The sequence below is a fragment of the Microbacterium sp. ARD32 genome (assembly GCF_031844385.1).
Taxonomy (GTDB): domain Bacteria; phylum Actinomycetota; class Actinomycetes; order Actinomycetales; family Microbacteriaceae; genus Microbacterium.
Map to the genome: position 1 here is coordinate 421,536 of NZ_JAUZVD010000001.1, position 25,042 is coordinate 446,577.

19 protein-coding genes are annotated in these 25,042 nt (G+C 66.3%); 11 read left to right on the forward strand and 8 right to left on the reverse strand.

Going from position 1 to position 25,042, the window contains the following annotated elements:
• Positions 1-49 precede the first annotated feature (49 nt).
• Positions 50-1,945 (forward strand): DUF4012 domain-containing protein, encoded by a 1,896-nt coding sequence (locus tag Q9R19_RS01985; protein ID WP_311254670.1) that lies wholly within the window; start codon positions 50-52, stop codon positions 1,943-1,945.
• A 304-nt stretch (positions 1,946-2,249) separates the two neighbouring features.
• Here Q9R19_RS01985 and Q9R19_RS01990 read toward each other — a convergent pair whose 3' ends face one another.
• From Q9R19_RS01990 to Q9R19_RS02000, 3 genes are all read right to left on the reverse strand, one after another.
• Positions 2,250-3,083 (reverse strand): response regulator transcription factor, encoded by an 834-nt coding sequence (locus tag Q9R19_RS01990; protein WP_311254671.1) that lies wholly within the window; start codon positions 3,081-3,083, stop codon positions 2,250-2,252.
• A gap of 90 nt (positions 3,084-3,173) precedes the next feature.
• Entirely contained in the window at positions 3,174-4,298 is a 1,125-nt protein-coding gene (locus Q9R19_RS01995) for a hypothetical protein (RefSeq protein WP_311254672.1), read from the reverse strand.
• On the reverse strand, positions 4,295-5,977 hold the full coding sequence (locus Q9R19_RS02000; RefSeq protein ID WP_311254673.1) for a HAMP domain-containing sensor histidine kinase: 1,683 nt from the start codon (positions 5,975-5,977) through the stop codon (positions 4,295-4,297). Before Q9R19_RS02000 ends, Q9R19_RS01995 begins: the two co-directional genes overlap by 4 nt.
• Before the next feature lie 64 nt (positions 5,978-6,041).
• Here Q9R19_RS02000 and coaA point away from each other — a divergent pair, with 64 nt between their 5' ends.
• Positions 6,042-6,992 carry a type I pantothenate kinase gene (coaA, locus tag Q9R19_RS02005; RefSeq protein WP_311254674.1) on the forward strand — a complete coding sequence of 317 codons (951 nt, stop codon included), beginning with the start codon at positions 6,042-6,044 and terminating at the stop codon, positions 6,990-6,992.
• A 4-nt stretch (positions 6,993-6,996) separates the two neighbouring features.
• On the forward strand, positions 6,997-7,470 hold the full coding sequence (locus tag Q9R19_RS02010) for a VanZ family protein (protein ID WP_311254675.1): 474 nt from the start codon (positions 6,997-6,999) through the stop codon (positions 7,468-7,470).
• Here the strand turns inward: Q9R19_RS02010 and Q9R19_RS02015 are convergent.
• From Q9R19_RS02015 to Q9R19_RS02030, 4 genes are all read right to left on the reverse strand, one after another.
• Positions 7,433-9,034 carry a sugar transferase gene (locus tag Q9R19_RS02015; protein ID WP_311254676.1) on the reverse strand — a complete coding sequence of 534 codons (1,602 nt, stop codon included), beginning with the start codon at positions 9,032-9,034 and terminating at the stop codon, positions 7,433-7,435. The genes Q9R19_RS02010 and Q9R19_RS02015 overlap by 38 nt on opposite strands.
• Positions 9,035-9,077: 43 nt before the next feature.
• Entirely contained in the window at positions 9,078-10,244 is a 1,167-nt protein-coding gene (locus tag Q9R19_RS02020) for a nucleotide sugar dehydrogenase (protein WP_311254677.1), read from the reverse strand.
• Positions 10,245-10,305: 61 nt separating this feature from the next.
• Positions 10,306-12,249 (reverse strand): ATP-binding cassette domain-containing protein, encoded by a 1,944-nt coding sequence (locus tag Q9R19_RS02025; RefSeq protein WP_311254678.1) that lies wholly within the window; start codon positions 12,247-12,249, stop codon positions 10,306-10,308.
• Positions 12,242-13,096: an ABC transporter permease gene (locus Q9R19_RS02030; protein WP_311254679.1), complete on the reverse strand. Its 855-nt coding sequence runs from the start codon at positions 13,094-13,096 to the stop codon at positions 12,242-12,244. The genes Q9R19_RS02025 and Q9R19_RS02030 overlap by 8 nt, the downstream gene beginning before the upstream one ends.
• Before the next feature lie 146 nt (positions 13,097-13,242).
• Between Q9R19_RS02030 and Q9R19_RS02035 the strand changes: the two genes are divergently transcribed.
• The 7 genes from Q9R19_RS02035 to Q9R19_RS02065 all read left to right on the forward strand — a co-directional run bounded on the left by Q9R19_RS02035 (position 13,243) and on the right by Q9R19_RS02065 (position 20,816).
• The gene (locus Q9R19_RS02035; protein ID WP_311254680.1) at positions 13,243-14,373 is read left to right on the forward strand and encodes a glycosyltransferase; all 1,131 of its coding nucleotides are present in this window, start codon (positions 13,243-13,245) and stop codon (positions 14,371-14,373) included.
• A 104-nt stretch (positions 14,374-14,477) separates the two neighbouring features.
• On the forward strand, positions 14,478-15,050 hold the full coding sequence (locus Q9R19_RS02040) for a hypothetical protein (protein ID WP_311254681.1): 573 nt from the start codon (positions 14,478-14,480) through the stop codon (positions 15,048-15,050).
• A 1-nt stretch (position 15,051) separates the two neighbouring features.
• A complete protein-coding gene (locus tag Q9R19_RS02045) occupies positions 15,052-16,668 on the forward strand; it encodes a CDP-glycerol glycerophosphotransferase family protein (RefSeq protein ID WP_311254682.1) in 1,617 nt (538 codons plus the stop codon).
• Complete coding sequence (locus Q9R19_RS02050) at positions 16,665-17,378, forward strand: IspD/TarI family cytidylyltransferase (RefSeq protein ID WP_311254683.1); 714 nt, start codon at positions 16,665-16,667, stop codon at positions 17,376-17,378. The genes Q9R19_RS02045 and Q9R19_RS02050 overlap by 4 nt, the downstream gene beginning before the upstream one ends.
• Positions 17,378-18,433: an NAD-dependent epimerase/dehydratase family protein gene (locus tag Q9R19_RS02055; protein ID WP_311254684.1), complete on the forward strand. Its 1,056-nt coding sequence runs from the start codon at positions 17,378-17,380 to the stop codon at positions 18,431-18,433. Before Q9R19_RS02050 ends, Q9R19_RS02055 begins: the two co-directional genes overlap by 1 nt.
• Positions 18,434-18,506: 73 nt before the next feature.
• Positions 18,507-20,240, forward strand: a complete 1,734-nt coding sequence (locus Q9R19_RS02060; RefSeq protein ID WP_311254685.1) for a glycosyltransferase 61 family protein — start codon at positions 18,507-18,509, stop codon at positions 20,238-20,240.
• Between the two features lie 87 nt (positions 20,241-20,327).
• Entirely contained in the window at positions 20,328-20,816 is a 489-nt protein-coding gene (locus tag Q9R19_RS02065; protein ID WP_311254686.1) for a hypothetical protein, read from the forward strand.
• Positions 20,817-20,872: 56 nt separating this feature from the next.
• On the opposite strand, the gene Q9R19_RS02070 is transcribed toward Q9R19_RS02065, so the two are convergent.
• Positions 20,873-22,534, reverse strand: a complete 1,662-nt coding sequence (locus Q9R19_RS02070; protein ID WP_311254687.1) for a polysaccharide pyruvyl transferase family protein — start codon at positions 22,532-22,534, stop codon at positions 20,873-20,875.
• 185 nt (positions 22,535-22,719) lie between these two features.
• Between Q9R19_RS02070 and Q9R19_RS02075 the strand changes: the two genes are divergently transcribed.
• The gene (locus tag Q9R19_RS02075; protein ID WP_311254688.1) at positions 22,720-25,038 is read left to right on the forward strand and encodes a glycosyltransferase; all 2,319 of its coding nucleotides are present in this window, start codon (positions 22,720-22,722) and stop codon (positions 25,036-25,038) included.
• Positions 25,039-25,042 lie beyond the last annotated feature (4 nt).

Genomic DNA, 25,042 nt, shown 5'->3' on the forward strand with positions numbered 1-25,042 from the left:
GGCGGCCCCGACCGTGCCGATCGGCTCGGGCGAGGACGACGTGGATGCGATGACGCGGCTTCAGCAGGACTACGACAGGCTGCACGGCCGCGGCTCAGGCGGCGATGACGGCGGCGACGGCGGGGATGGAGATGACGTGGACGGAGACGCGCCGAAGAAGAAGAGGCGTCGCTGGCCGTGGGTCGTCCTCTCGATCCTGGTCGTGCTGATCCTGCTCGCCGGCGTGGGGCTCGTCTTCCTGCTCCAGGCGATGCAGGTGCGCGATGACCTGCAGGCGGCCAAGGGGAAGATCACGCAGGTGGTTCCGCTGGTGAAGGCCGGCGACACCGAAGGGGTGAAGAAGACGGCATCCGACGTGCTCGCGCTGACGACAGCTGCCGACGAGACGGTCAGCAATCCGCTGTGGCAGTTCGCCGCGGGCGTGCCGTTCGTCGGGCAGAACGTGGCGGCCGTGAGCGAGACCACCAAGGCCACGCATGTGCTGGTGCGCGACGCGATGCCGATCGCGCTCGATCTGCTGGCCACGCTCGACGTGAAGAAGCTCAAGGTGGAGGGCGGCGGCATCAACCTGCAGCCGTTCCGCGACATCGGGCCCAAGCTTCCGCAGATCAAGGCGGCGTTCGACGAGGCGCAGGTGCACGTCGACAGGATCGACCGCACGGCGATCCTGCCCTTCGTCGACGAGAACATCGGCCAGCTGGTCGACATCGTCGACCAGGCGACTCCGGCCATCCAGGCCATCGAGAAGTACCTTCCCGACATCCTGAAGGTGCTCGGCGACGGCGGTGAGCGCACCTATGCGCTGCTGTTCCAGAACAACGCCGAGAGCCGCGCCACCGGCGGCAACCCGGGCACCGGAGCCATCCTCACCATCGCCGACGGCCGCGTCACCATGCGCGAGGACCGCGACGTGGAGCGCTACATCTACGCCGGCCTGAAGCTGGGATCGCCCGCCTCTATCGAGCCGGCCGAGACCCGGGCGCTCTTCGAGCCCGACACCACCAAGCACTCCCAGAACTTCACGCGCCTGCCGCACTTCCCCGACACGGTGAAGCTGTTCGACGGGCTGTGGAACCGGGTGAGCGGGCAGCAGCTGGACGGCGTCATCTCGCTCGACCCGGTGGTGCTGTCGTACATGCTCGAGGTGGCGGGGCCCGTCACCGTGGACGGCGAGAAGGAGCCGGTGACCGCCGAGAACGCGGTCTCGCTGCTGCTGTTCGACACGTATCAGCGGTTCGGTCTGGACGGGGATGCCTCGGACGCGTACTTCGCGAAGGTCTCCTCGGCCGTGTTCAAGCACATCATGGGTGGCGGCTGGGACCCGGTGAAGATGTTCGAGCAGCTGCAGAAGAGCGCCGAGGAGCAGCGCATCTACCTGTGGTTCAAGGACGAGAACGAGCAGAAGATGGCGGCCGACCTGGGCTTGGACGGCACGATCGCGTCGACGAACGAGAAGACCACGCAGCTGGGCATCTACCTCAACGACGCCGCGTACTCCAAGCTGGAGTACTTCCTGACGACGTCGATGGCGGTCACCTGCTCGGCCGAGAAGCGCACCGTCACGACGAGCGTCACGCTCAACAACGCCGTGCCGAGCGCGAACCTCAACGGCTGGACGCTCAACTGGCGGTACGACCGCCTGGGCATCGCGCGCACCACCATGGCCTTCGACGTGATCTCGATGGCCCTTCCCGGGGGCGAGCTCGTCGCCACCGAGCCCGCCAAGGGCGAGAAGGGGCGCGACCGCGACGGCGTGTACAACGGCCGGCAGACGAAGAGCCTGTTCACGACCGTTCCGATGGGGGAGTCGCGCACGGTGTCGTTCACCTCGACCGTGCCGAAGGATGCCACCCAGCCGCTCTCCGTGCGCTATTCGCCCACCGTCACGCAGACGCCGGTGAAGATCGACGACTCCTGCACCGGGATGTTCCCGGCCGCGAAGTGACCGGCGCGGGGTTTCCCGGGGCGCCTCAGCGTGCTTGACGGATTCTTCAGCAGATCTTGCGGTTAGACAAAGGTCTACATCTGGATATCCGAACGTCGATGTAGCAGACTACTTATGTGCGGGGGACGAACCCGAATCGGAACTCGCACGATGAGGATGAAGAGGTCCACAGGTCAACGCATCGACCACGGGGAGGGCCTGTGCGAAGACCTGGGTCAGGACGACGCTCTGGGGAGACGTCCTGACAACGGGCAACTGGGAAGTTACTCGTCCGCGGTCGGGCCACTGGGGGGCCCGATCGCCCTCATCCCGCGTCGTCGGCGGTGAGGCGGTAGCCGACGCCGCGCACCGTCTCGATGTAGTTCGGCCGCATCGCGCGGTCGCCGAGCTTTCTGCGCAGGTTCGTCATGTGCGCCTCGATGGCGCGTTTGTCGGCATCGGTCACCCGGTCGCTGACCGCATACGAGTCGCCGTGCACCAGCAGCGCCAGGTCGGCCTTGCTGCGCACCCGACGCCGCGATTCCATCAGCGCTTCCAGCAGGTCGAACTCGGTGCGCGTCAGCTCGACCTCCGTGCCGCTCATCAGCACGATCCGGGTCTCGGAGTTCAGCCGCAGGTCGCGGTGCGCCGCCCACGCGGCATCCGTCGTCTGGGTCGCAGCGCTCCGCTGCTGCACCGCCACCCCGCCGGTGCTCACGGTGGCGGACATCCGCTCGTCGACGACCGGCATCGCAGCCGACACCGTGGCCGGCACCAGCACTCGCGGTCGGCGCAGCAGCGCGTCGATGCGGGCGCGCAGCTCACGAGGACGGAACGGCTTGCTCAGGTACTCGTCGGCGCCGGCGCCGAGCCCCAGCACGATGTCGGCCTCTTCATCGAGTGCGGTGAGCATGACGATGTAGGTGTCGCTGGCGGCTCGGATGCGCCGTGCGGTCTCGAAGCCGTCGATCCCCGGCATGTTCACATCCAGCGTGGTGACCACCGGATGATGAGCGATCACGGCGTCCACGCCGTCGATGCCGTTGTCCACGGTGATGACGGCGAATCCCGCCGATTCCAGGGTCTGCGCCAGCAGATGGCGCACGTCCGGGTCGTCCTCGATGACCACGGCGGTGCGCAGAGGCGACGCATCGAACATCACAGGCCTCTCTGGGGAACGGGACCGCACATGTGTCCGCCTATGCTACCGCGTGGCGGACCCTCGCGGTTCCGCGATGTTCTCCGGGGGTCACTCGTCGCCGCGGGTGCGCTCCCAGCGGTCTCCGCCGTTGCGGAAGGCGGTGTCGGCGGCGTCGGCGGCAGCCGCGGCCAGATCGTCGTATTCGTAGCCGACCGCCGCCACCGAGGCCCAGCCGATGCTGGCCGAGGGGCGCAAAGACAGCGTGAGAGAGGGTGCATCGCTCGTCGTCACGCGTTCGAGCAGCTCGGTCAGCAGCTCCCGCACGCCGCCCTGCGAGCGCGGGAGCAGCACCGCGAAGCGGGTGGGGCTGAGTCGTTCGATGTCGGCGTCGGCCGGCAGGACGCCGTCGATGTCCTGCGCGAACTTCTCGCACACCGCGTTGAAGGCCGCGGTGCTGGACGCCAGCCGGATCTGATCCGGGTCGTCCAGCCTGATGTCGAGCAGAACCCACCATTCGTCTCCGGCGGCCTGTGCGCGGGCCAGACGGGCGCGTGCCGTGCGCTCGAAGCTGCGGTCGGGAGCGGACGACGCGTCGCCGGAGCGGGTGGTCAGCAGCAGCGTCGTCACCAGCGTGCACGTCACGTAGATGTCCACGCCGATCATGTTCAGGTTCCGGATCAGGTCCAGGCTGTCGTCGGGCGTGATGCCGCCGGTCGCCTGCACCACGCCGTTGATCAGGATGATCCCGGCCAGCAGCACGTAGGCGGCCGACACGCCCAGCAGCGGCATCGCCTCGTCGCGCAGCTGAGGCCCCAGGCGCAGCAGATCCACGATGATCAGCGCGGCGAAGACCGCCATCGCCACGAACACGACCCGGAACGCGATCGTGTACACCCCGAGCGCGTTGGCGGCGAGCAGGATCGCGGGAACGGCGACGAGCACGGCGAACGACAGCGGCAGAAAGCTGCGGCGCAGACCCCGGTACACGCGCAGCCCCGACCAGACCAGCGGCATCGGCGCCACCATCAGCGCCGAGCCCAGGGCGCGCAGCCTGCTGGGGAACCCGTAGTCCTGCGCCAGCCAGACGTACGAGCCGATCATCGCGAGCGCGAACGCCGCCGCCCACAGCGCCGTGGCGCGGGAGGGGCGGGGGAGGAAGCCGAGCCCGATGAAGATGATCGTGGCGAGCGTGGATATCGCGATCATCGGTATGGCGAGCGTCGTGGTGATCATGCGGACCCTCCTTGGTCGGGCGCGTCGGGCGCGGCGGGTGCGGCGGGCGCGGCGGAGGCCGGGAGGACGACGGTCACCCTGGTGCCCTTGCCGAGTTCGCTGTCGATCTCGAGCCGGCCACCCGCGGCGAGCACGATGTCCCGCGAGATGCTCAGGCCCAGCCCTGTGCCGGGGATGCCGCGTGCGCGCGCGAGTTCGGTGCGGTACTCGCGCTCGAAGACGCGGGGCAGTTCGTGTTCGGAGATGCCGATGCCGGTGTCGGCGACGATCAGTGCGACCTCCTGCTCGGCGGTGGGGAAGCCGGCGACCGAGACGCGGCCACCGCGCTGGGCGTACTTGACGGCGTTGCCGATCACGTTGTCGACGACCTGGCGGATGCGGAACGCGTCGGCGCGCAGCGGCAGCGGCTCGTCCAGGGACGATTCCACGATGACGCCCGCCGAGTCGGCCGCGGGCGCGAAGCCCTCCAGCGACGAGCGGGCGATCTGGGCGAGGTCGAAGTCCACCTCGGAGTCCTCGGCGATCGCTCCGGGCACGGACAGCGCATCGTCGATCAGCCGCTCCATGCGTGCCCCCGCGCGCTCGACCACGCGCAGCTGCTCGAGTGCGGCATCCGGCAGATCCTCCCGCTCCAGCAGCAGGTCGACGTGCCCCAGGATCGCCGTCAGCGGGTTGCGCAGCTCATGCGAGATCGTGCGCCGCTTGGCGTTCTCGCTGGCGCGCGGATCGGCGCTGGCGGTGATGTCCTCCACGACCAGCATCTGGCCGTCGCCGGTGACGATGCCGTGCTCGATGCTCTTGGTCGACGCTCTGACCGCGCGCCACTCGCCGTCCAGGCCGAACAGCCACACGACGCGGTCCTTGAACTGCTCGCCGCGTGACGCACGGGCGATCGTGGTCTCCTCCGAGGGGATGGCCGCGCCGCGGCGGCTGTAGTACTCGACTGAGCGGATCGGATGCTGCTGCGCCGCGCCTCCCAGCGCGAAGATCGTGCGGAACGTCTCGTTCGACACCTCCAGCACGCCGCCCGCGCCGACGCGGGCCAGACCGAGGTCGAGGGAGTTCATCAGGCGGTTGGTGCGCGCCTTCTGCTCGTTCACGCGCTGCAGTGCGCGCGCCAGGCGGGCCGACTGGGTGCGCAGCAGCTGCGCGGAGGAGCGGTTGCGCTGCGAGCCCACCGACATGATCATGCCGACGAATCCCAGGGTGATGATCAGCGCGACGGCGTTGATCGTGGTGGCGACGGTGATGCCGATCACGACCACGCCCAGGCCGCTGATCAGCGTGATCAGCGCGAGGGCCGCGATCAGCACGCCGGCGGAGTAGTACGTGGCGATCCACGAGACCGGGAGCACCCACAGGAAGGCGACCACGGGAACGTCGCCGACGGCGACGAGCGAGATCGCGGCGATGTCCGTCAGCGGGAGCAGCAGCACCACGGCAGATCCGACACGATGCCAGGGGAAGGCGAGCGACCCGACCGAGATCGCGACGAGCAGCAGCAGACCCGCGCTGAAGCACGCGTCGGTGAACCGCACCGGCGCGAGCAGTGCGATGCCGCCGCTGATCGTCACCACGGTGAAGGCGATCACGAGCTGCCATTGCCAGATCGAGCGGCAGCGGGCGTCGCCGAACGAACGGGCCACCGCCGAGAAAGGCGCTGTTGACCCGGTCGGCATGCGGCAAGTCTAGCGACGGCGGACGTCTGCGAGAGGGGGTCGGCCGCGCCATCGCGCCGATACGATGGAACCCGTGACTGCTGCCGCCAACCTGCCGCTGTCCCAGTACCGCGAGATCGACCGCGCCGACTGGGCGCGACTGTCGACCGGTCTGGATCAGCCGCTCAGCGAGACCGAGGTCGTCGGCATCCGGGGCATCGGCGACCGCCTCGATCTGAACGAGGTGCGCGAGGTGTACATGCCGCTGAGCCGGCTGCTCAGTCTGTACGCCTCGTCGATCCGCAAGCTGGGGGCGGCGACCAGCGAGTTCCTGCAGGAGGACGACGCGACCACCCCGTTCGTGGTGGGCGTCGCCGGGTCGGTGGCGGTGGGCAAATCGACCATCGCCCGGCTGCTGCGCGAGCTGATGAGCCGCTGGCCGGGCACGCCCCGGGTGGAGCTGGTCACCACCGACGGCTTCCTGTACCCGAACGCCGAGCTCGAGCGTCGCGGGCTTATGGAGCGCAAGGGCTTTCCGGAGTCGTACGACCGCCGCGCGCTGATCTCGTTCCTGACCGAGGTCAAGAGCGGAGCGGCCGAGGTGCGGGCGCCGTTCTACTCGCACATGCGCTACGACATCGTGCCCGACGCGCACGTGGTGGTGCGCCGGCCCGAGGTCGTGATCGTGGAGGGGCTGAACGTGCTGCAGCCGCCGCCCGCGCCGAACGACGTGGCCGTGAGCGACCTGTTCGACTTCTCGATCTACGTCGACGCCGACCCGAAGCACATCGAGCGCTGGTACATCGATCGCTTCCTCGCGCTGCGCCAGGCCGCGTTCGCCAACCCGTCGTCGTACTTCAACGTGTTCGCGCACCTGACCGACGACGAGGCGGTGGCGACGGCGCTGGGCTACTGGAACGAGATCAACATGCCCAACCTGCTCGAGAACGTGATGCCCACCAAGCACCGCGCCACCCTGGTGCTGCGCAAGGGCGCCGAGCACGCCGTCGAGAGCGTGCAGCTGCGGAAGGTGTGATCCGGTGACGGATGGCGCCACCCGACGCGGCCGGGTGATCGTCGTCGCCGCGCTGCTGCTGTACGCGGCAGGGGTGCTGCTGCTCACGCTGTCCCCGGCACCGATCAACCTCGGTCACGAAGAGGCGATCGACAAGGTCGTCCGCACCGTGCGCGACGACGCCGGGCAGGGCTGGTTCAGCTACTCCAAGCTGGAGCTCGCGGCCAACGTGGCGCTGTTCGCACCGCTCGGCCTGCTGCTCGCGCTGGCACTGCGACGCGGACTCGTCTGGCTCGGACTGCTGCTTCTTCCCGCGTTCTCGGGCTGCATCGAGCTGGCACAGGCGGTGTTCCTGCCCGATCGCACGGCATCCGTCTGGGACGTCGTCGGCAACAGCCTCGGCGGGTGGGCGGGACTGCTCGCCGCGGTCGTGCTGCTCGCACTGGTGCGCGGGCGCCCGGTCAGTGCGCGGTCTTACCCGGAGCGACGACGGCCTTGATCGTGCGGAACAGGATGTGGATGTCCTGCGTGAACGACCAGTTCTCCACGTAGTAGAGGTCCAGGCGGATCGAGTCCTCCAGCGACAGCTGGGAGCGCCCGCTCACCTGCCACAGCCCGCTCATGCCGGGCTTGACCAGCAGGCGTCGCTCGACCACGTCGTCGTACAGCGCGACCTCGTCGGGGCGCTGCGGGCGCGGTCCGACCAGGCTCATGCGGCCGGTGAACACGTTGAGCAGCTGCGGCAGCTCGTCGATGGAGTAGCGACGGATGAACCGGCCGACGCGGGTGATGCGCGGGTCGTCGGTCACCTTGAAGAACGGCCGGTCGGTGGTGCCCTGCAGATCGAGCAGGCTGGCCAGCTGGTCGTCGGCGCCCTGCTTCATGGAGCGGAACTTGATGATGGAGAACAGCGTGCCCCGCCGGCCCACGCGCTGCTGCGTGTACATGATCGGCCCGGGGCCGTCGACGCGGATGGCGATGGCCGTGGCGAGCATGATGGGCGAGGTGAGCACGATCAGCAGCGTGGAGACCACGATGTCGAACGAGCGCTTGGCGAACCGGCGATAGCCCTCGAGCCGGGGGAAGTCCACGTGCACCAGCGGCAGTCCCGCCACCGGCTGGGCGTGGATGCGCGGGCCCGCGACGTCGGTGAGCGCCGGCGCCACGACCCAGTTCACGTCTCGCTCGGCCATCGCCCAGCCCAGCCGCCGCATCGCCTGCGGCTCGAGCTCGTCGGCGCCGGTCAGGATGAGAGTGTCGGCGCCGACCGTGTCGATGGCCTGCGCGGTCTGAGCGAAGGAGCCGAGCACGGGCACGTCGTCGATCAGGTCGGACGCGCCGCCCGTCGTCACCGCGCCGACGATCACGTAGCCGGTGCCGTGGGTGCCGCGGATCTGCTTGATGATGTGCGCGATCTTGGCCCGGTCGCCGAGCACCACGGCGCGGTAGACGAAGCCGCCGTCCTTCTGGCGGCTTCGCAGCCACTGCCGGCACACCCACCGGCCCACGAGCAGGCCGGTGAGCCCGACCGGCAGCGAGAAGAGGAACAGCGTGCGGGCCACTTCGATGCGCAGGAAGAACGCGACCACGACGATGGCTGCGAACACGAACACCGTCGCATCCACCACCCGCCGGTACTCGACCACGCCGTGGCCGACGATGTGGCGGTCCCTGGTGTCGAAGGCGGCCAGCGCCAGCATCCAGAGCAGGCCGACGATGGTCAGCGGAACGGTGTAGGGCAGGCCCTTCGGGCCGTTCTCCCAGGCGAGGTTCGTTCCGAAACCGGGGAGGACCAGCGCCCCGAAGCCGGCCATGGTCGCGATGATGATCAGCGTGTCGACGTAGACGAGGCGCAAGGCGAAGCGCAGCGCCCACGCCGCCTCGCGGCGTCGCGGCGTGCTCGTCGTCGCGGCAGGAGCGTGCGCGTCAGCGCGCGTCCACGACAGCGGGGTGCCTCCATGGCGCGCGTTCAGCCCTTCGCTCGGCCCAGCTGTCACAACACCCGCTTCGTCAGTCGAATCAGCGATCTCGGCGTCGTGCAGTGTGCGACGGCGCGTGCTCACAGGGTACTACGCGTGTGCTCATCGCCGATGAGCAGCGCGCTGTTCAATCGCGACCGTAGATGTCGCGGGTGTACACCTTGTGCGCCACGTCGGCCAGCACGTCCTCCGAGCGGTTGGCGATGATCACGTCGGCGCGGCTCTTGAAGTCCTCGAAGTCGCGGACGACCTCGGAGTGGAAGAACTCGTCCTCTTCGAGAGAGGGCTCGTAGACGATCACGGTCACGCCCTTGGCCTTGATGCGCTTCATGATGCCCTGGATCGACGATTCGCGGAAGTTGTCCGATCCCGACTTCATGACAAGCCGGTGGATGCCGACCGTCTTCGGGCGGCGCGCGAGCACGTCGGCCGCCACGAAGTCCTTGCGGGTGGTGTTGGCATCGACGATCGCGGCGATGAGGTTCTGCGGCACCTCGGAGTAGTTGGCGAGCAGCTGCTTGGTGTCCTTGGGAAGGCAGTAGCCGCCGTAGCCGAACGACGGGTTGTTGTAGTGCGATCCGATGCGCGGATCCAGGCCGACGCCTTCGATGATCTGCCGGGTGTCCAGGCCCCGCACCGCCGCATACGTGTCGAGCTCGTTGAAGTACGCCACCCTCAGTGCCAGGTAGGTGTTGGCGAACAGCTTGATGGCCTCGGCCTCGGTCGGGTCGGTGAGCAGCACCGGCACGTCGGTGTCGAGTGCGCCCTCGAGCAGCAGATCGGCGAACCTGCGCCCCTCCGGGCCGCGATCACCGACGACGATGCGGGAAGGATGCAGGTTGTCGTACAGCGCGCGCCCCTCGCGCAGGAACTCGGGGGAGAAGATGATGGTGGCGTCGGGATGCTCTGTCGATACCCGGGCGGTGAACCCGACGGGCACCGTCGACTTGACCACGATGACCGCCGTCGGGTTGATCTCGAGAACCTCGTCGATGACCGACTCCACCGACGATGTGTCGAAGAAGTTCGCGTCTTCGTCGTAGTTCGTGGGTGTCGCGATGACGACGAAGTCCGCGTCACGGTACGCCGCCTGCGCATCGAGGGTGGCGGTGAGGTCGAGCTCGCGGGTGGAGAGGTAGTCCTGCAGCTCGGCGTCGATGATCGGGGAGATCCGGTCGGTGAGCAGCTGCACCTTGTGGGGATCGATGTCGACGGCGAACACTTCGTGGTGCTGTGCGAGGATGACGGCGTTCGACAGGCCCACGTAGCCCGTTCCGGCGATGGCGATCTTCATGACTGCAAGAGTATCGGCAGCGCGGGTGGTCGCCGTGCGGTCGCCGGGCGCCGGCTGAGCGTCAGGAGGCGGGGGTGCTCTCGGCGGCTGGAGTGCTCTGAGCCGCCGGTGTGCTCTCTGCCGCCGGCGTGCTCTCCGCGGCCGGCGGCGTCGGGTTCGTCGTGCCGGGATCCGTCGTGCCGGGATCGGTCGTGCCGGGGTCGGTCGTGCCGGGATCCGTGTCGGTCTCGGGGTCGGTGGTGCCGGTCCCGGGGTCGGTGGTGCCGGTTCCCGGGTCGGTGCTGCCCGTCCCAGGATCGGTCGTGTCGGGATCGGTCGTGCCCGGATCAGTCGTGCCCGGGTCGGCCGTGCCGGGATCGGTCGTGCCGGGGTCGGTGTCGGATGCCGGGGGCGGTGCGTTCTGTGCCGGGGGTGCGGGCTGTTCCGGCTGCGAGGCGCTGTCGTCCGGCGGGGTCGTGGGGAGCGCGGCGCGCGTGACGGTCAGGGCTTTGGTCACGCGGGTGCCGTCGGCGCCGGCAGCGGTCAGGGTGTAGCTCTGCGTCTCATCAGCGCAGCTGAAAGGCAGTTCGTAGCCCGCGGTCTCTGCGGGCATCGTGGCAGGCGGTGCGGCCGGGTCGATCACGGTCGAGGTCGGAGCGACCTGCACGTTCTCGGCGCCCACGACCTCCCAGCTGAAGGTCGCCGTGCCCTCGGCATCCGCGCTTGCGCACGCCACCGGCGCGAGGCCGGCGGCGAAGTCGACGATCACCGGCTGCTGCTTGCTCACCTGCTGCAGCACCGCGTTCTTCGATGTCGCGGCGGCCGGGTTCGACGCGCCGTTGGCCAGCAGTGCGAAGGCGGCGCCGACGCCGATGGCGAGCAGAATGGCCGCACCGGTGATCAGCGCGGCAACCACCCGGCGCCTCATCCGCCTCTTCGCGGCCTGCTGGTAGCGCTCGCGCCGTGCGGCGGCGCGAGTGGTGCGGTCGGGCCGGGGAATCAGTTCCGTCGTGGACTCGGCGGACTGCTGCGGCGTCTCGGGAGTCAGGCCCATGAGCAGCTCGTCGATGATCGACGTCTCATTCTGCGACTGCTCGGGCTTCGACGGGGTGGCGCGCTGCGGCGCGGCGGCCGGGGCCGTGGTGGCCGCCTTGCCGGCTGGATCTGTGCTGGCAGCAGGGGCCGCAGGCTTTCTGGCGGTGGCGGCTGATGCGGCGCCGACGGCCACGCTCTTGGCGTTCTTCGTCCACCTCACGTACTCGTCGATGACCGACTTCGTGTCGCCATCGGCGCGAAGCTCGCCCTTGTGCACCCAGAGCACCCGATCGCAGGTCTCCTTGAGGGAGCCGATCGAGTGGCTCACGATCATCACGAGCCCGGCGCTCTCACGCAGCTCGGCGATGCGCTTCTCGCTCTTCTGCCGGAAACGGCGGTCACCGACGGCGAGCGCTTCGTCGACGAGCAGGATCGAGTGGGCGCGCGCTGACGCGATCGCGAAGCGCAGCCGGGCTCCCATGCCCGCGGAGTAGGTGCGCATCGGGTGATGGATGAACTCGTTCAGCTCCGCGAAGTCGGCGATCTCGTCGACGCGTGCGGCAGCTTCCTCGGCGCTGAATCCCATCGCGAGCAGACCGAGCTTGATGTTGTTCTCGCCCGACAGCTCGGGCATGAGCGCGGCATTGACGCCCAGCAGCACCGGGCGGTCGCGCACGTAGATCGAGCCCTGCGAGGTGGGGATCAGTCCGCTGATGGCGCGGAAGAGGGTCGACTTGCCCGATCCGTTGTGCCCGACGACGCCGATCGTCTCGCCCTCTGACGCCGTGAACGTGATACCGCGCACGGCGGGGACCGTCGTCAGGTCGCGGCCGCCGCGCAGGGCCCGCAGACTGATCGTGTTGTCGCGCGCGGATACTCGCTTGCCCGACTTGAACACGCGATAGGTCACGTGGGCGTCGTCGGCGACGACCATCGCTCGCGGCGTCGCTCCGGACGCCGCAACCGGGGAGGAGGACAGAAGGTCAGTCACTGAGTCCGTACCTCGCTTCGGCCCGCCAGAAGTAGATGACGCCGAAGAGCAGGGTCCCGACGGCCCAGATGGGCGCCGCGATCCACGCGATGAGCGGAACGGTGTAAGTGGAGAGCACTGCGTCTCTCGCCATCGCGATGAACTCGTAGGTGGGCAGGAGATGGACGGCGGTGAGTGCGACGGGAAGGTGCGCGAGCGCACCGTCGACGTTGAACAGGATGCCGCTGCCGTAGAACAGCAGGCGGTTGAGGATGGGAATGAGCTGCTGCACGTCGCGCACGACCACCGTCATCCGTGCCACGATCAGCGCGACGCCCAGGTTGAAGATGCCCATCAGAAGGAGGATCGGGATCACCAGGAGCCACTTCCAGGTGATGGGTTCGCCGAACGCGATCAGCAGGATGTAGAGCAGGCACACGATCGGCACCATGCGCATCGCCTGCTCGATCACCGTCGAGACCGGGAGCAGGATGCGCGGAAATCCCAGGCTCTGAACAAGTTTCGCGTTGCTGGTGATGGACTTCGCTCCGCTCCCCAGCGAGCCGGTGAAGAACTCGAAGACGAACGTGCCGACGATCACGTACTGGGCGAATCCGGGGGGACGAGCCGCGCCCGACAGGATCAATCCGAAGATGGTTCCGTAGATCAGCGCCATCGACAGCGGTTTCAGCACCAGCCACAGCATGCCGAGACGATTGCGCACCAGGCTTCCGACCAGGCGCTGGCCGGCGAGCGTGAACGCGAATGAGCGTCGGCGCCAGGTCTCGGCCAGGTACGCACCCAAGGGCGGACGCTGCCCGACGGGATACAGTCCGTCGACGAGACTCGAGGAAACTGCATCGACCACGTCGCCGCTGCCCCTCTCTCCTGGTCGGCGCACTCGTGCCCGAAACAGCACAGGTGTTTCGTCGATTCTAGCCATGGCGCCCGGCAAGCTCCCTGCCGCCGTGTGATGATTCTTGCGGCGACTCTGCGCATCAGGAGGGATGTCCCATGTCCGAAAGCCCGTTCTCCCGGGTTCGCGCGCTGGCGCTGCGCGTGCTGCGGCGCGCCTCGGCAGCGCGTCCTGCCCGGCAGCGCGCGCGCCGTTCGGTCGCCGTTCCGGTGCGTTCGGAGCCGCTGCCTGAGACCGGGGCGACCATCCGTCGTTTCTTCGGCGGGGAGGCCCTGCCGGCGACCGAACGACCCGCCATTCCGGACGTGACCGTCGTGATCCCGGTGTACGACTCGGCGGCGTGGCTCGACGACTGCCTCTCGAGCGTGCTGGCGCAGACCCGCGTCTCCCTCGAAGTGGTGTGCGTCGACGACGGCTCCGCGGACGCGTCGTCACGAGTGCTCAGTCGCTATGCGGCTGCGGATCCGCGAGTGGTCATCCTGGAACAGCAGAACTCCGGGCAGTCAGTGGCGCGGAACACCGGACTCGCCGCGGCGCGCGGTCGCTACCTGATCTACCTGGACAGCGACGACTTCTGGCGCGAGGACAGACTGGCGGATCTCGTTGCGATGGCCGACCGCGACCGCCTCGACGTACTGCTGTTCGACGGGATCGCGTTCCGCGATGGCCGGGTTCGGGAACAGACGTGGGACTGGTATGCCACCTACTATCCGCGCGTGCGCAGGCATCGGCGGGTGCGATCGGGCGCTCGGATGATCGCCGATCTGCGGCGATGGGGCGACTACCGGCCGCACGTGGGCATGTACCTGTCCCGCACCGATTTCGTGCGCAGGAGCGAGGTCGCGTTCATCCCCGGCATCGTGCACCAGGACAATCCCTACACGTTCTCGCTGCTTCTCGCGGCGGAACGGGTCAGCCACGTCGGCTTCTCGATGTACGCCCGCCGGATGCGGGAGGGATCGACGATCACCGCACTGAAGGAGGCGGCATCGGCGAAGGGCTACTTTCTCAGCTACCTCGCCATGAGCCGGGTCCTGCGCCAGCGGACATTCGACGCAGCGGTGACCGACCGGCTGCAGGGAGTGATCGCGGGCGTGTTCGCGAGCGCGCGCAAACGGATCGCCGTTCTGCCGGCGGAGGCCCAAGAGCAGCTGGGGCAGCTGGACGCTTCCGGCGATGCGCAGGCAGCGCTGGCCGCGCTGCGGTCGAGCATCCGGACCGGCGAGTGAGGCGACGCGCGCGAGAGCGCGGGATTCGGCGTGTGAGATACTTCCGATGAAAGTCTGATGAAGGGGATTCGAACCTGGTGCTACAGCAAAAGTCTGCACAGGGCGTGGAAACTGAAGGTGATCGTCCGTCGGCGTCGGCTCCGGACGGCGCCGATTCTGCTTCAGCGGACCCCAACATCTCGCAGTCCGAGCAGAACGACCCAGCCGTCGCGCTCGTGCCCGACGTGCTGTTCCCCGGGCTGAGTCTGACCATCACCGCGATCGAATGGGAACGGGTGTGGGTCTCGCTGACCCTGGAGTTCAGCAGGCCGGTGTCGGGCGATGTCGACTTCGTCATCTACGACACGCTCCGGGCGTTCCCGGTCGACGCCGAACAGGTGGACGAGCGAACCCACCGCATCCGCATCAACGTGACGAACTTCCGCGACCGGCATCAGCTCCCGAACGGCACCTGGCGTTTTCTCGCGGTCATCGACGGGGAGCGGGGGCCGCTGGCCGGTTACCCACTCGCGCGGGCCGGTGAGCTGGCGGCATCGGGCCGGTCGTACCTCTACAACAGGAATCTGTCGACGTACGTGATCACGTTCGGGCTCTCGCAGGACGATCGAGCCGACGTCGTGATGCGGTCGTACCAGCTGAACCGTCCGACGCCCAAGCCGAAGTCGAAGGGGCGCTGACATGGGAGACAAGCCGACAGGGCGGCCGACGCAGATCCGAAGGGTTCTCAACGGCCTCGACGCGGTCACCTTCGGGCTCACGGGAAGATTCGCGACCTGGTTCGACGAGAAGACCGAGGGCGCCGTGACCGGCTGGGGTCACCGGGAACTGTATCGAATGCGTCAGTTCGGACTTCGCGTCCGTGCCGCGACCGCTGCTCGGGACCTGCGACTGCTGGCCGGACCCCGCTCACGGGATATCGCCGTCGCCGAAGGCGGTGACCGCCCCACCGAGCTTCGTGATCCGCGCCAGGAAGCGGAAGAGCGGATGCGCAAGCGCGCCGGCCGGCAGACGATCCTGTTCGCGTCCGAGATGCGGCCGACCCTCGCAGGCAATCTCTTGAGCATCTACGAGCGGATGTGCGAGCGCGGCCTGGACAGCGAGTTCGACATCCGCTTCAGCTTCCGCACTCTCGACCAGGTCACGCAGGAGGGCACGGCGCAGTTGGCGTCCGAGCTCGCGGCGGCCGACATCATCCTGATCGACGACTACTTCCCCCTGCTCAACAAGGTCACTCTGCGACACGATCAGAAGCTCATCCAGGTGTGGCACGCGGGCAGCGGCTTCAAGTCAGTCGGCTACAGCCGCTTCGGCAACTACGGATCGCCGCGTCTGACGGATACGCACCGCAAGTACACGTTCGCGATCTGCGGATCCACGCATCTCGTACCGGTGTACGCCGAGGTCTTCGGGATCCCCGAGGATGCTGTCATCCCGACGGGACTGCCCAGGATCGACTCCTTCCTCGACCCCGTGCGCTCCGAGCGGGTGAAAGCAGACTTCGCGGACTCCTATCCGCAGCTCGAAGGCAGGAAGAAGATCCTCTTCGCCCCGACGTTCCGGGGCGAAGGTGCGAAGTCCGCCTTCTACGACTATTCCAGGCTCGACTTCGAGCGCATCTACGAGATGTGCGGCGACGAGTACGTCTTCCTCATGCGGATGCATCACTTCGTCGCCGGCGCCCCGCCGATTCCGGCCGAATACGCTGATCGCATCCTGGACTTCTCGCACTTCCCGAACGGCAATGATCTGCTGCACTCGATCGACATCCTCATCACCGACTATTCGTCGATTCTCTACGAGTTCTCGCTGCTCGACCGGCCGATGCTCTTCTTCGCGTACGACAAGGACCTGTACTCCGCGACGCGCGGCTTCCATCGCGACTACGACGAGATGGCTCCGGGCAAGGTCTGCAACACCTTCGATGAGCTGATCCAGGCGCTCGAGACCGCCGACTTCGAGGAGTGGAAGGTCGAGCGCTTCCGCGAGGAGAACTTCGATCACATCGATACGGACTCCAGCGATCGAGTGATCGATCAGCTCATCCTCGACGACCCGCGCAATCAGCCGGAGGCGATCGAGGCGGCAGAGCGCGAGATCGTGCGCTTCGAGCTGGCCCGGCGGCTGGGTGCGGAGCAGTTCCACGTCGACCATCCAGACCACGTCGCGGCGCGCAACGTCGTCGCGGACTACCTGCGTCTCGATTCCGCAGTGGAAGAGACAGCTGAAGACAGCGCCGTTGAGACGCCGGGTGAGGGCGTTCTCTCGAGTGCTGACGATCGAGAGGTGCTTACATGAACATCGCCGTGATCTTCGCCGGCGGCGTCGGCTCACGCATGAAGCTGAAGTCGCTGCCGAAGCAGTTCCTCGAGGTGCACGGCAAGCCCGTGATCGTGCACACGCTCGAGCGCTTCGAAGAGCACCCTGACATCGACGGAATCGTCGTGGCGATCCTGCCCGAGTACTACGAGCAGCTCGAGAAGCTGGTGCACCGCTACGACCTCACCAAGGTGCGCATCGTCAACGGCGGCTCGACCGGTCAGGAATCCCGTCACTTCGCACTGCGCGCGGTGGCGGAGTGGTACCCGGCGGATTCGGTGGTGCTCGTGCACGACGGCGTGCGCCCGCACATCGATGCCGATCTCATCAGCGCGAACATCGCCGCCGTGCGCGAGCACGGATCGGCGATCACCTGCACGAAGGTGTTCGAGACGATCGTCGTGTCGGCGTCGGGCAAGGTCGACGACGTGATTCCCCGAGAGCTGCTCTACACGGCCCAGGCGCCGCAGAGCTTCATTCTGAGCGAGGTGCTCGCGGCGTACGATCAGGCGGTCGCCGACGGCGAGAACGACTCGATCGATTCGTGCAGTCTGATGCGGCACTACGGCCATGCGGTCCACATGGTGGAGGGTCCTCGTTCGAACATCAAGATCACGACGGCGGATGACTTCTACATCTCGAAGTCGTTCTTCGAACTCGCCGAGGCGCGGCAGCTGGTGGAAGCCTGATGCCCGAAGCCGCGTCGAACTCGGTCATCGCAGGCGATCTCGACGAGATCCTCGCCCGTCCCCTCCCGTGGGAGCTGCTGCGGGGAACCTCCGTCCTCGTCACCGGCGCGTCGGGGATGCTGCCGTCCTACACGGTGCGAACACTGCTCGCGCTCAACGATCGACTCGAGATGGGCATCACCGTGCATGCGCTCGTGCGCAACGAGCAGAAGGCACGCACGCTGCTGTCCGACATCGTCGACCGCGACGACCTGCACCTCATCGTGCAGGACATCTCCGACCCGGTGAGCATCGAGGGGCCGGTCGACTACGTCATCCACGGGGCGAGTGCGGCGCGCCCATCGCTGCATGCATCGAACCCCGTGGGCACCATCCGTGCGAATCTGACGGGAACGTTCAACCTGCTCGATCTGTGCGTCGAGAAGCAGGCCCGCGGTTTCGTGTTCATGTCCTCCGCCGAGGTGTACGGTGCGCAACCCGCGGGAACAGAGCTCATCACCGAGTCGAGCTACGGCGGGTTCGACATCCTGAACCCGCGCGCGTGCTATTCGGAGGGCAAGCGCGCCGCTGAGACGATCTCGGTGGCGTACGCCGCGCAGTACGGCATCACGGCCCGGATCATCCGCTTCGGGCACATCTACGGCCCGGGTATGGCGCTGGACGACGGCCGGGTTCAGGCCGACTTCGCGGCGCACGTGGTTCAGGGGCGCGACATCGTGCTGAACAGCGACGGGTCAGCCGTGCGGACGTACACGTACGTCGCGGATGCGATCGCCGGAATGTTCTTCGCCGTGCTGACGGGTGATGAGACCGCGTACAACGTCGCCGATCCCGAGGGATTCGTGTCGATCCGCCGCCTGGCCGAGCTCTTCACCGAAGTGCGGCCCGAACTGGGACTCAAGCTGCTGTTCACCAACGATGCCGATCGCAGCGCCTACAGCCCGTCGAAGGGGCAGGGGCTCGACAGCGCGCGTCTCTCCGCTCTCGGATGGCAGCCGGTCGTCGGCCTGCCCACCGGACTGTCGCGCATGGTCACGGCGCTGTCGGAGAGCTGATGCTCAGGGACGCGATGGCTGCTGGGCGCCGAGTTGATTGGCCAGCATGAGACTCTTTCGACGGATTGCACGTTTGGGCTCTCGTTCCGACGCCCGGCGACCGAACGTTGCGGCAGAACCCGAGTGCGAAAGTTCGCCTGAGCGCTCTGTCCTTCCGGCCATCGACGACGCCGTCAGGGACCATCTGGCGACGATCGATTCCCCGCGATTCGTCGTGGTGACAGACGAGCCCGACCATGGCGTCGAAGCTCTCGCGGAACGTTGGCGGGGGGCTCGCGGGTACATGGAGTTCCGACGCAGTGGTCTGCCACTGCTCAAGTCCGACAAGCGGGTTCACGGCTGGTTCACAACATCCGCCGAACTTCGTTCACTGCTCGCCGAACATGGGCCCTTCGACGCGATCATCGATGCGCGTCGGACGACAGAGAGATCGACTGCGCGATTCTGGGGATGGGCTCAAGCCTATTTGCGAAAGGGAGGATTGCACGTCGTCGTCGACGGCGCTGAGCACTCCGTGGAGTCGAGAATGCCGGGCTGGGTCGCTGGGACTCCGAGCACGCTCACCATTGGAGATTGGCGAGCTATAGCTGCGGCAAAGTCAACTGCATCCGAATACACGGCTCTCGAAGATGGTTTCGCGATCACTCAGGGCTCTCGGTATCTGCACGTCGTCAATGAAGCCGCCGCTGCGAGAGGCGTGCTGCAGGAGACGCTGCAGAAGACCAGCGTCGAGACGATCGACACCCTGCCATCAGTGGACTTCAGGTCCGACGCAGTAGTGACACACCACAATCTGACGCGACCACCAAAGAACTTGGAGACTGAATTTCTCGCGCCCGCGATGACCTTGCGGCATTACAGTGGTGAAATACGTTTTCACGGACAAATGGCTGCGAGTGTTGAGGATACGCTTCTCCCGCATTCCTTTCGGTGTCCGTGGAGCACCTGGAGGCACCACACGGTGCCGGCAAGCGTGGCGACGTTCACGGATAACAGCATCTTTCTGCTCAACGACGCTGACGAAGCTCCGTTTCTGCCAGACCGGCCGTACATCGATCTGACTCATCCTTACTCCGGGCACTTTGGGCACGTGATCGCTCAGGGGCTCGCACGGACCTGGGGAGTGAGCCGCGCGCTTGAGCGCTACCCGGAAGCCAAGGTTCTGCTGCAACGTCGTTGGAATTATGCCAAGAACCCGAACGCGAACGCCTTTGGCATCCTTGAACTCGCTGGGATCTCGGACGAACGGATTGAGTGGGTAACCGGCCCTGTCAGGATGCGGTCATTCATCGTTCCGTCGCTGGGGCTGCAGTATGCGTCTCCGATCTTCATGCACCCGGTCGTCGACGAAACATTCCGTCGCATGCGTGACCGCGTTGTGCATGGGGATGCGAAATCCCCGAAGAAGATCTTCATCAGCCGCTTGCCTCAGCCCGGAAATCGCACGTGCCTCAATACCGACGAGGTCGAGACGATCTTCGAGGAGCATGGTTTCTCGATCGTCTTCCCGGAGCGACTCAGCATGCGCGAACAGGCGAATCTCTTCGGGAACGCCGAAGTCGTCGCGGGCTTCGGTGGCTCGGGTCTGTACAGCCTGCTCTACGCCGACAGTCTCGAGCGCTTGATCGTGATTCAGTCTGAGTCGTACACAGGTCGAACAGAGCATCTGATGGCACTGACCCGCGCGAAGAATATTGACTACTTCTGGAATCCACCTGTGTCCGCGAAGGCGGATCACAAGACCGACTGGCGCTTCGACACAACACATAACGGTCCCGCATTGCGCCGCCTGCTCTCTGAAGTGTGAGCAAACGGGTTCCGCCTGCGTCGATCCGATGCCCGTAGTCTCAAAGCTGTTGCCAGCAGCGGACTACGATGATCGAATGAGGACGGCATGACTGATCCGACGCCAGACGCAACGCCTGCGTTGCCCGTGCGCGACGTGGTCGCGAGGATGGCGCCCTTCCTTCGCAGCTATGCCGTTGCTCCTTTCGCGCTGGTCATAGATCCGCAGGCATCGCCTCGGGAGAGATGGGAGGTTCGGGGGGATCGATGGTTCCGATGCGCCGTCGCGTCGGACGATGATCGACCGGACAATCAGTCGTGGGCTGCGACGGCAGCTGAAGCCGCAGCGTCTCCGAACCTGGTGGGACTGACCATCGTGTATCACGCGTGGTCTGTTCTGTTCGCGCGCACACAGGATCTGGAACTTGACGTCGGATGGCGCCAGGCCGCGTTCATTTGGATGAACAATGCCTACAACGCGCTCTCCTTCATCGCCGGCGGGAGCTTGGTGCAGCTGTCCGACGTAGAACTGCGAGTCGCACGGGAGAACCGCGATCGGGCTCACCGGATGACGCTCAGAGCGCGCTTTCACGTCTGATCCGGTGGCTCGGCGCGGAAACTCGAACGAATGGGCGCTCGAGTAGATCGCTGTCGTCAGTTACTGGCCGGGCGCCACTGCGCGACGAAGACGGCGATGCTGACGTGGTTGACGGGGAGGTGCGGGATCGTTGCGCCATCCGCAAGGATGGCCTTCCGCCCCTCCAGTTCCTTCCCCGCCACCGTGCCGAGCGCGATTGTTCCGTCGTCCAGATACCAGAACCAACTGTTGTCGATCCGGAATCGAAGACTCCAGCCGATCAGCTCCTTGCCGGGTAGGACGAAACGATTGGAAGGCAGGGTGGTGCGCCCGTCATTCTTGTACCGCATTCCCGGCGTGGAGTACTCGATCGCGCCGGACTTCGTCCGCTTCAAGGAGACCTCGCCCGTCGCGACGACGACGCGCTTCGTGTCCGCCGCGCTCAGTGACGATCCGCTGTGGAAACTCGCCGGATACATGAGGCTGCGCCGCTTCTGCTCGTAGACGGCGAGGTCAGTGCGCTCTCCTCGCTCAATGCGCGCGCTGGCCCGGTCCAGCGCGCCCAGGATGAACTCGCCCGACGCGGCCTGCAGTGTCTCGAGCTTTTTCTTCACCGGTGTGTAGTCGATGTCGCCGGGAAGCTCGGCGACATCGGTGGTGCCTGTGAACTGTCGGTCGTCGAGGCCGAACGTCGCAAGGAAATTCGGCACCTTCTGACCGTTGCGCTTTCCGACGAAGAGCTTCTTCTCGAACTGAACCGCAAAGCAGCACCCGTGGAATGAATTGGTGAACACTGCTTCTGCGTGCTCGATGTAACCGAGCCACTCTTCCATGCCGACGTCGTAGCGCGCGATGTGCTTGACGTCCGGGTCGGTCACTCGGCCGTGCTTGAGCGGGCGATCTGACAACTCGACGAGAGTGAGATCGTTTGCCTTCGCGTACTCGACAGCCTTCGTGATGGTGTCGGTCGCCTGCTCCATGACGTAGTAGAGAAGGACGAACCCTTCGAGCTTCGGCTTCTCCGAGACGTTCTGCCAGAATGCCTTGTCGTGCAGCATCACGGGGTCCATCACCGTGGGCGCCTTGACATCCGAATTCTGTTCGATATAAGCGCCGAAGTCCGCTTCGCGCACGCTGACATCAGAGATGTCGCTCAAGTACTCGAAGAACAACTCGGCTTCGTGCTCGGTGAAGTCCGAGGTCGCCCCGCGGCTCGCCGCATACGAAATCTTCTGCTTTCCTTCGAAAGCTTTGCTCCCGAGAAGGAAGCCGCGGTCGAAGACGTGCCTGGCGATCGGCTGCCAGATCACGTCAGTCACACAGATGTAGCAGTCGAAGCCGGGATCCTCGATCTCGAGAAGATCGGAATCATACACCTCTGCGGTGAACTTGAGATGCTTGCCGATGAAGGCTTCGAACTTGTCAAAACGACGTTCTCGTTCGACGGTGACGCTGCGGTACCCCACGGCGAGCTCTGCCCACTTCTCAAGCTCCGTTTCGCGGGCGGCCTTCTGCTTCGCGTCGGTCGCGTTGCGCAGGATCGCTTCGCGGTACTTCCGCTCGGTGTACTCCGTGGGGTTCCTCATGTTGAAGTCGTAGAAGTACGCCGGCTTGTAGTCCAAGATGGTCACATCGTGGCCATGCTGAATCAGGTACTCCTGAAATGCGTAGACGTGAAGGTCACATGCGAAGTTGAGGAACTTGGCATACCTGTTAATGCCAATCAGGGCAATCTTCAAAGTTGTTCCTCCGCCTGGCGGCATCGTCGGGGCTGACTGCTGAGTATCCATAGTATCGCGCTGGTGCGAGCGTGAGCGCGCCCGCGCCCGACGCGCGCGCGTGAGCGCCGACGGGCGTGGACAGCGCGCTGATACATTGGGCATCGAAGAGGAGCTGCGACGAACGACATGTGGGGAGTTGCCGAATGCCTGCACGCCCGTTCGTCTCGATCGTGGTCCCCGTCTACAACGACGAGCAGACTCTTGTGGCGTGCCTCGAGAGCTGCCTGAGCCAGACTCTGAGTGACATCGAGATCATCTGCATCGATGATGCGTCCACGGACGCTTCGGCCGACATCGTGACACGCATCGCGCACACCGATCATCGCGTTCGGCTGATTCGCCTCAATCAGAACCGCACTGCGCTGCACGCGCGCCGGCTCGGCGTCGAGGCGGCCGCGGCGGACCATGTGCTGTTCCTCGACGGCGACGACGAACTGGTGCCGGAAGCTGCCGATCTCGCCTGGCGCCAGGCGCAGCGATCGGGGGCGGATCTCGTGGGCTTCGGCATCTTCGTCGTGGATCCGCATGGGCGCACCGGGGGTGCGTACGAGCAGCGGTTGCGGCCGAAGCACGACGCTCTGCAGGGCCCAGAGGTGGTGCGCGGTCTGTTCCCCCAGGGGAAGCCAGCACAGGGCCAACTGTGGAGGCACCTGTACCGCACTGAGGTCGTGCGGCAGGCATACGCGTTGATCCCGGACGACACTGCTCTTGCGCGCATGAACGATCTCCCGCTGATGTTCCTCGTCGCCGCCCTCTCGAACAGTTACGTGTCGCTGCCCGAACGGCTGTATCGGTACCATTTCGGACGGGGCGGCAGCGGTCACCACATCGAGGATGTCGCACGCGTCGAGTTCTATGTGAGCGGCATCGACTCGATCGACGCCATCGCTGATGCGGTCGAGATCGTTGCCGATCGGGCTCCGGATCCAGACGCAGTGCGCGCAGCGTACGAGTCGGCTCGTACGTCGATCATCGCTTACATCTGCGACCAGATCGCGCGCTCCCCACACCCAGAGCTGCGCGCGGCGGGTCTTGATCGCGTGTACGAGAGTGTGGCCCCGCGGGCCGTGGCCCGGGCTGTCGCTGCTTTCTACCCGGCGGCTCTTGATGCACTGCGGGAGCATGGTGCCTCGGTGCCGCTGGAGGTGTGCCCGGTTCGCAACGTGATGCTGGTCGCGCGCACTCTCACAACCGGCGGGATCTCGAACGTGCTCTCTGCCCAGGCGCGTATCCTGCGCGACGCCGGCCACCGCGTGACGATCGTGCTGCGCGGCTCGATGAAGGACCGCTCGCTCGTGCCCACTGGCGTGGACGTGCATGAGCTGAGCGGACGCAGGCGCGCTGAAAAGTACGCCGAGTGGATAGGGCTCATCGTCGAGCGTGAGGTCGACGCGGTCCTCGACCACGAGATCCTTTCCGGGCTCGACTGGCATGAGTACGCAGCCCTGTCGAGGGCGGCCGGGGTCCCGACGATCGGCTGGATCCATAACTTCGCATTGCGCCCACTGCATGACGGCACTGCTCGCATCGGAGCGCTGCGAGAGTCGCTGCCACTGCTGCGCACGGTTGTGACGCTGTCGCCGCTGGATGTCGCACTCTGGAAGTCGCTCGGGATCGCGAATGTCGTTCACCTGCCGAATCCGCCTTCCCCCATGCTGCTGGACACGGTCTCCGCGCCCGCTGATCGCCAGGCACCTCGCGGGCGAATCGAATTGGTATGGCTCGGGCGGCTGGAAGAGCACACGAAGCAGTGTCTCGATTTGATTCGTGTCGGCGAAGAGCTCTCGCAACGTGGTGTGGATTTCCGGCTCACGGCAGTAGGCCCGGACTGGATCGATCTGACCGCCCGATCGTTCAATTCGAAAGCTGCCAAGGCGGGGCTCGCCGACCGCGTACGTGCCGTCGGGCCGCTGCAGGGACGTTTCCTGGTGGCGGCGCTCGACCGCGCGGATGTATTCCTTTCGACCAGCGCAATCGAGGGATACCAGCTCACGATCGCCGAGGCGCAGTCGCGTGGTTTGCCAGTGTGCATGTATGCGTTGCCGTGGCTACCTCTTGTGCGCGGCAACGGCGGCATCGTGTCGGTGCCTCAGCGTGACGCCGTCAGTCTTGCCGAGGCGGTGATCGATCTCGTCTCGGATCCACAGCGCTACGAGCGCATGTCCCGGGAATCTGTGGCAGCCGCCGAACGGGCCACCGCACATGATTACGGGCGACTGTATGAGGCACTGCTCGCTGACGATCTTCCGGCGGAATTCTCACCCGAGCCCACAGAGACAGATCTGCGAGCGTTGTTGGAGCTTGCCATCGGATACGCCGAGCCGCGCTCGGACAAGCTGAAGAAGTCGAGACAGGCCAATGACAAGCAGCGTCTGCTGTCGCTGGGTCGGCGTATCGTGCACAGGGTCCCAGCGCTTCGCCCGCTGGCCGAGAACGTCAGGCGAATCCTGGTTCGAATCTAGGCTC